Source organism: Pseudomonas sp. BIC9C (assembly GCF_034541995.1).
Classification (GTDB): domain Bacteria; phylum Pseudomonadota; class Gammaproteobacteria; order Pseudomonadales; family Pseudomonadaceae; genus Aquipseudomonas; species Aquipseudomonas fluorescens_CC.
The window spans coordinates 46124-52923 of record NZ_JAWDGM010000010.1 but is presented as its reverse complement, the minus strand read 5'-3'; the positions used below and the strand labels follow the sequence as shown (position 1 = coordinate 52923).

At 60.8% G+C, this 6800-nt stretch carries 6 protein-coding genes; all 6 read right to left on the bottom strand.

The window, feature by feature from the left end; all coding sequences use genetic code 11:
- Positions 1-176: 176 nt before the first annotated feature.
- From pepN to RS887_RS30295, 6 genes are read right to left on the bottom strand one after another with little or no spacing between them, the layout of a single operon-like run.
- The gene (gene pepN / locus RS887_RS30320; protein ID WP_322618298.1) at positions 177-2834 is read right to left on the bottom strand and encodes an aminopeptidase N; all 2658 of its coding nucleotides are present in this window, start codon (positions 2832-2834) and stop codon (positions 177-179) included.
- Between the two features lie 10 nt (positions 2835-2844).
- Complete coding sequence (locus tag RS887_RS30315; protein ID WP_322618297.1) at positions 2845-3675, bottom strand: DUF2797 domain-containing protein; 831 nt, start codon at positions 3673-3675, stop codon at positions 2845-2847.
- Entirely contained in the window at positions 3672-3932 is a 261-nt protein-coding gene (locus RS887_RS30310) for a YeaC family protein (protein ID WP_322618296.1), read from the bottom strand. The genes RS887_RS30315 and RS887_RS30310 overlap by 4 nt, the downstream gene beginning before the upstream one ends.
- 32 nt (positions 3933-3964) lie before the next feature.
- A complete protein-coding gene (locus RS887_RS30305; protein WP_322618295.1) occupies positions 3965-4834 on the bottom strand; it encodes a rhomboid family intramembrane serine protease in 870 nt (289 codons plus the stop codon).
- Positions 4831-5805: a metallophosphoesterase gene (locus tag RS887_RS30300; RefSeq protein WP_416340021.1), complete on the bottom strand. Its 975-nt coding sequence runs from the start codon at positions 5803-5805 to the stop codon at positions 4831-4833. The genes RS887_RS30305 and RS887_RS30300 overlap by 4 nt, the downstream gene beginning before the upstream one ends.
- On the bottom strand, positions 5802-6692 hold the full coding sequence (locus RS887_RS30295; protein ID WP_322618293.1) for an NAD(+) kinase: 891 nt from the start codon (positions 6690-6692) through the stop codon (positions 5802-5804). The genes RS887_RS30300 and RS887_RS30295 overlap by 4 nt, the downstream gene beginning before the upstream one ends.
- Positions 6693-6800: the final 108 nt, after the last annotated feature.

Genomic DNA, 6800 nt, shown 5'->3' with positions numbered 1-6800 from the left:
TTGGCGAGGGGCCGTACGAAAGGGGCGAGACCTTTTGGTTCCTTTTGGGGCGTTTGCCAAAAGGGACTCGCCGTAAGGGCGAAACCGCCAGCCGCCATTTCCGAAGAAACGGATATGTACTCAATCAGCAAAGGCCTTGGTCGGCCCAGAGGCCGCCAAGTCCAAAAAAGCCAAGATCAAGCCAAACTCTTGCTGACCACCTCAAACACATCACTGGACAACTGCCCCGAAGCCCGAATCCGCTCCAGCTCCCCCTTCATCAACGCCTGACGAGCACTGTCGTACTTGCGCCAGCGAGTCAAAGGCGCCAACTGGCGAGAAGCAATCTGCGGATTGAAGCCATTCAACTCGATCACAAGGTCAGCCAGGAAGCGATACCCCGAACCATCGGCAGCGTGGAAGTTGACCAGGTTCTGCCCGGCAAACGCACCGACCAGTGCCCGCACCTTGTTCGGATTCTTGATGTTGAACGCAGGATGCTGCATCAACTGACGAACCCGCTCCAGACCACCCGGCAACACACTGCCGGCCTGGACGCTGAACCACTGATCCATGACCAGCGGGTTGTCCATGAAGTGCTCGGCGAAGCTGCCCAGTGCCTTGGCTTTCTCGGCCTCGAACGGCGAATTGACCAACACGGCGAGTGCGGTCAGGCGCTCGGTCATGTTGTCGCACGCGTCGAACTGCTCCAGGGTTGCGGCCAATACTTCCGGCTTGCCGCTGAGCATCAGGTACGACAGCGCGATGTTCTGCAGGGCACGACGCGCGAAATGCTCGGCTTCGGCCACATACGGCGTCTGCTTCGACAATTCGCGATTGCCCTGATAACGCTGCCACAGACCTTCGAACAGCGCGTCGGCCAGTTGCTTGCGGGCAAACTCGCGGGCGGTGTGAATGGCGTCGACATCCGCCACTTCGCTGATCTCGGTCAGGTACGCTTCGCTCGGCAGCGACAGCATTTCCGCCACCATCGCCTGATCCAGCGACTCATCCAAAAGCACCGTGCGCAGTGCGGACACCAGACGCTGATCGAGTACCAGCGCTTCGCCCTTCTGCTGTTGGGCGATCAACTCTTGCAGCACCTGCACCGACAATTGCTGGCCGGCATCCCAGCGGTTGAAGCCATCGCTGTCGTGCTGCATCAGGAACATCAACTGGTCGCGGTTGTACGGGAAGCTCAGTTTTACCGGCGCCGAGAAACCACGCAGCAACGAAGGCAGCGGTTGTTCGGCGATATCGACGAAGGTGAAGGTCTGCTCGGCCTCGGTCACCGAGATGACCCGCGAGGTACCTTGCGCGCTGGCTTCACCGGACAGACGCAGGGCAATCGCCGCCCCTTTGGTATCCAGCAGCCCCAGTTCGACCGGGATCACGAACGGCAGTTTTTCAACCTTGTCCGGGGTTTGCGGGCAGCTCTGGCGGAAGGTCAGGCTGTAGGTTTTTGCCGCCGCGTCATAAGACTCGCTCACCGCCAGGCGCGGTGTACCAGCCTGGCTGTACCAGCGTTTGAACTGAGTCAAGTCAACGCCATTGGCATCTTCCATGGCCTTGATGAAGTCATCGCAGGTCACCGCCTGGCCGTCATGGCGCTCGAAGTACAGGTCGCTGCCTTTGCGGAAGCCTTCGGCACCGAGCAGGGTGTGAATCATGCCAACCACTTCCGAACCCTTTTCATACACGGTCAGGGTGTAGAAGTTGGAAATCTCGATGAAGCTGTCCGGGCGCACGGCGTGGGCCATGGGGCCGGCATCTTCGGCGAACTGGTGGGTGCGCAGGTACGCCACGTCCTGGATGCGCTTGACCGTGGCCGAATTCATGTCCGAGGAAAAACCGGCATCGCGGAACACGGTGAAGCCTTCCTTGAGCGACAGCTGGAACCAGTCGCGGCAGGTCACGCGGTTGCCCGACCAGTTGTGGAAGTACTCGTGGGCGACGATCGCCTCGACCCGCTGGTGCGCGGCATCGGTGGCGGTTTCGGCCTTGGCCAGCACGGCGCTGGAGTTGAAGATGTTGAGGCCCTTGTTCTCCATGGCGCCCATGTTGAAGTCGTTCACGGCGACGATCATGAAGATGTCCAGGTCGTACTCGCGACCATAGACCTCTTCGTCCCAACGCATGGACTTCTTCAGGCTGTTCATGGCGTGCTGGCACTTGTCGATGTTTTCCGGCTCGACGTAGATGCGCAGCGCCACAGTGCGCTCGCTCATGGTGGTGAAGCTGTCTTCGACGCACCACAGGTCGCCGGCCACCAGCGCAAACAGGTACGCCGGTTTCTTGAACGGGTCTTCCCAGGTCGCCCAGTGCCGGCCGTCTTCGCCAGGACCGGAAGCAATCGGGTTGCCGTTGGACAGCAGCACCGGATAGCTGTGTTGTTCGGCGACGACCGTGGTGGTGAACGTGCTCATCACGTCCGGACGGTCGAGATAATAGGTGATCTTGCGAAAGCCTTCGGCCTCGCACTGGGTGCAGAACATCGTGCCGGACTTGTACAGGCCTTCCAGCGCGGTGTTGGTTTCCGGGTGGATCCTGACGCTGGTATCGACCGTGAAGGTGGTGCTGGTCGGGTGCAGGGTCAGGTGATTTTCAGTCAACTGGTAGTCGGCGGCGCCCAGCTCACGGTCGGCCAGGGTGACCGACAACAGCTCCAGCTGCTGGCCGTCCAGCACCAGCGGCGGCAGCCCAGGGCCACGCTCGGGGTTGCGGCGCATCACCAGTTGCGCATGGACCAGGCTGTGGTCCTCGAACAACTCGAAGGTCAGGTGCGTTTCGTCGATCAGGTACTCGGGCGCCTGATAGTCCTTCAGGTAAATCATCTTCGGTTGTTCGGTGCGCATGCTGGAGTCCTTACTGATGCACGGCGAGCTGGTAAGCCGTGTATTTACGAATATTGATCACGCCGGTGTCGAAGATCAGGTATTGGCCCTTGACCCCCATCAGCGTGCCTTCGGCAATCGGGTTCTTGTCCAGGTTGAAGCTGACAATCTTCGCCGGGTATTGCTCGACCGGGTAGCGGATTTCCAGCGGTTCGACATCGGTAACCATCTGGATAGCCTGCAAGCCAAATCGATCCTGCAGCCCCAGCAGACCTTCGGCGCAGCTGTCGAACAGTCGGTCGCGGATCTCGGTCAGGTTAACGGCCGCCGCATCGCCCTTGAGTAAAGCACGCCAATTGGTCTTGTCGGCCACCTGGCTACGGAACAGGTCCTCGACGAAACCGGACTGTTGCCGGGTCGATACGCGCATGATTGGCAAGGCCTGGCTCGCACCCTGGTCGAGCCAGCGGGTCGGCAACTGGGTGGCCCGGGTAATCCCGACTTTCACCCCCGACGAGTTGGCCAGGTACACCACGTGATCGGTCATGCAGAACTTCTCGCCCCATTCGGGCTCGCGGCAGGTGCCGGCGTCGAAGTGGCAGCGCTCCGGGCTCATGATGCACACGTCGCACTGGGCCAGCTTGGTCATGCAGGGGTAGCAGTAACCCTGGCTGAAACTGGTTTTGGTCTTGCGTCCGCAATGGATGCAGTGAATCGCACCCAGGTATTCCAGGCGCACCGTGGTGCCGATCAACGGATTGACCGGGACCTCGGTTTCGCCCAGACGGAAAGCGTATTGCACGTTCGGCCCGTCAAGGCGCGCCGACATTTTGCTGATTGCACCACGGCCAATCTCGATCAATGGATGGCATCCGACTTGAACAGGATATTCGGCACTTCGATCGACTTCGAGGCGCATTCCCGCGGCCCCATGTAGCCGGTACGCTGGTCCTCTGGCAGGTTCTGGATTTCCCAGGCGATCATCGCCTGCAACGACAGCTCGCGTTGTTCGGCGGTGAGTTTGCCACCGTCGGACCATTTGCCGATTTCCACGGCCAGCTTCAGGCTCTCGTAGATATCGGGGGTGATGTTTTTGATCATTTCGTTAAAAGAGGACATCAGGTCTCCGTGCTCTTTATTGCATGTCTGAATTAGGCGGCCAGTTTACGGCGGTTATACAAACCGCCCAACAAACCGGTGAAGCATCCGATGAGTAACCCGCTGACATGGGCCGCGTTGGCGATCTCGCCAAAGCCGATCATCGAGACCAGCCCGGACAGGCACAGCAGCAACCACACCAGCATCATCACCAGCACCCCGCGCGGCAGGCGATACGCCGGGTTCGGCGCCAGCAGCTGGAAGATCCAGCAATGCCCGAGCAGGCCGTACAGTACGCCGGACAAGCCACCGAACAAGGTCGGGCCGCTGAAGTAGTACTGGGCGTAGTTGGACACCAGGCTGAACAGCAAGGTCAGGCCGATCAGGTTGATACTGCCCTGGCGCGACTCGATGCGCCGCCCCAGCTCCCAGTACCACATGCCATTCATCGCCAGGTGCAGGATCCCGAAGTGGATCAGCATCGGTGTGAACAGGCGCCACCACTGCCCTGCCGCCAGGCTGTCGGCCAGTGGCGTGAAGTGGAGGTATTCGCCGGCAACGCGGAACTCGAGGAAGGTCAGCCAGCGCATCGTTTGCAGGTTGTCGCCCAACAGCGTGATCGCGCCGACGATCACACTCAGCAGTAATACCAGCGCGGTCGCCTTGGCGTATTTCACTTGCTCGACGAACCCCGGACGCTTGATGGTCTGCGCCACCGGAATGTCCAGTTGCCGGTCGGGATCGCCCGCCGGAAAGCGTTCGTACAGCGCGCGCACGTCTTCACTGATGTTGTCTGGCACCCACAGCACCTGCTCGCCCGCTTCTTCGCTGACCCGATGGGGCACTTGCATGCGCTTGAGCAAGGTGACAAAACCGCTCAGGTCCACCGCCAGGGGCAGACGCAGTACCGCTACAGCACTCATTGCAGCACCTCCGGCCGCTCGACATCGACCCAGACGAATTTATGCGGATCCAGGCGGGTTTCCTGATCGAGTCGATAGGCAACCAGTTTGCCGTACAGCACCGCGCTGTAATCCAGACAGGCCAGGTTCGGCCGGATCGGTGCCGGCTTGCCGCTGCGCCAGTAATGGCCAACGAAAAGCAGCGGCTCATCGACGCCATAGCGCAGCAAGCTGTTCTTTTCAGTGGACGTCAGTGGTGTCCGGGCCACGGGCTCAGGCAGCGCGTCCGGCTGGAACACGATGTCGCCGTAGGTTTTCGGATCCTCTTCCCAGAACTTGGTGCGGAAGAACGAACGCGTCAGGCCGTCGCCGCTGGTCATGGTCAGGCCATGGGGCAAGCGCATGTCCGTACCGCGCAGCAGCCGATCGAACACGGTGCAGGCAAACGAACCCGACTGCGCCGATGCCTGGAGAAAAGGCTCGTCGACGCAACCGTTGGGGAACAATGCCCGCAGCGGCTCGATCAGCCCGGCATCCCAGCAGGCGTGGACCACGCGAAAACGCCCGGCGTCGACGAACAATGGCAGCTCATAGAACCATTGCTGGAAGTCGTGCCAGTCACCCGGATGGAGTTCGAACTGGGTCAGGGTTTCATGCAGCAGGCGGGCATGGCGCGGCGTGTGCTCACGCACGAACTGCTTGCCGCTGCCGGGCAACGCCGGCGTGGCCCAGCCCAGCGCGTTGAACTCATGGTTGCCCATGATGCACAACGCGTGACCGGCCTCGACCATGTCGTGGACGATGTGCAGCGCCTCGCGAATTCGCGGGCCGCGGTCGATGATATCGCCGACGAACACCGCCATGCGCGACGCGTGCCGCCAAACGCCACCTTGCTTGTGATAACCGAGTCGGTCTAGCAAGTGCTCCAGGGTCAGAGCGCAACCATGCACGTCACCGATCAGGTCGTAGCTACGCGCGGGATCGAGCATCAGTCGCCTCCACCCCCCAACTTGCTGCCCCAGCCGAGCTTGGTCCGGCAGACTTCATAGTAGTTGTGGTCGAGCGGGTGAATCAGCCGCAGTTTCTGGGCTTTTTTACTGATGGTAATGGTGTCGCCGGGCGCGCAGGTAAAGTGGTTCTGCCCGTCACACGAGACTTGCGGGTAAATCTGCATATCCTTGGACACGACGATTTTCAGCTCACTGTTGCCGTCGACCACAATCGGTCTGCCCGACAAGGTATGGGGGTACATCGGCACGATCACAATAGCGTCGAGCTTGGGATGCATGATCGGTCCGCCCGCCGACAGCGCGTAAGCGGTCGAACCGGTCGGTGTGGCAACGATCAGGCCGTCGGCCTTCTGGCTGCAGACGAACTGGCCATCGATGTACAGCTCGAATTCGATCATTCGCGTGGATTTGCCGGGGTGCAGCACCACATCGTTCAAGGCATCACCCTGACCGATGGCCTCGCCGTGGCGGCGGACTTCGGCCTGCAGCAGGAAGCGGTTTTCCACCAGATAGTGGCCATCCAGTACTTCGGCGACCTTGGTTTCCAGCTCGTCGGGGCGAATGTCGGTCAGGAAACCCAGGCTGCCCCGGTTGATGCCGAGCACCGGAATATTGTGCCTGGCCAACGCCCGGGCGGCACCGAGCAGGCTGCCGTCACCGCCGACCACAATGACCATGTCGCAGACTTCGCCGAGCATCTTGCGCGACGAGGTTTGCAGGCCGTGCCCTGGCAGCACTTCGGCGATGGTGTCTTCGAGGATCACGTGCAGGTGACGATCGAGCAGAAACCGTTTCAGTCGGCGGACGGTATCCAGCACCTGGGAACTGCCCAGGCGACCGATGATGCCGATATTGCGAAATTGCTCCATGGGGCTCCTGCGGGGATCTGTGTGGCGGCGAAAACCACGATTATGGGCGAAAGCCGGCCGTAGACAAAATCCTTTCAGCTTCAAGGGTGTGCCCGGGTTTCGGGCTAT

Excerpts from the sequence above, each read along its gene's own strand:
- RS887_RS30295 (WP_322618293.1), bottom strand. The coding sequence starts at position 6,692 with ATGGAGCAATTTCGCAATATCGGCATCATCGGTCGCCTGGGCAGTTCC.
- RS887_RS30305 (WP_322618295.1), bottom strand. The coding sequence starts at position 4,834 with ATGAGTGCTGTAGCGGTACTGCGTCTGCCCCTGGCGGTGGACCTGAGC.
- pepN (WP_322618298.1), bottom strand. The coding sequence starts at position 2,834 with ATGCGCACCGAACAACCGAAGATGATTTACCTGAAGGACTATCAGGCG.
- RS887_RS30310 (WP_322618296.1), bottom strand. The coding sequence starts at position 3,932 with ATGTCCTCTTTTAACGAAATGATCAAAAACATCACCCCCGATATCTAC.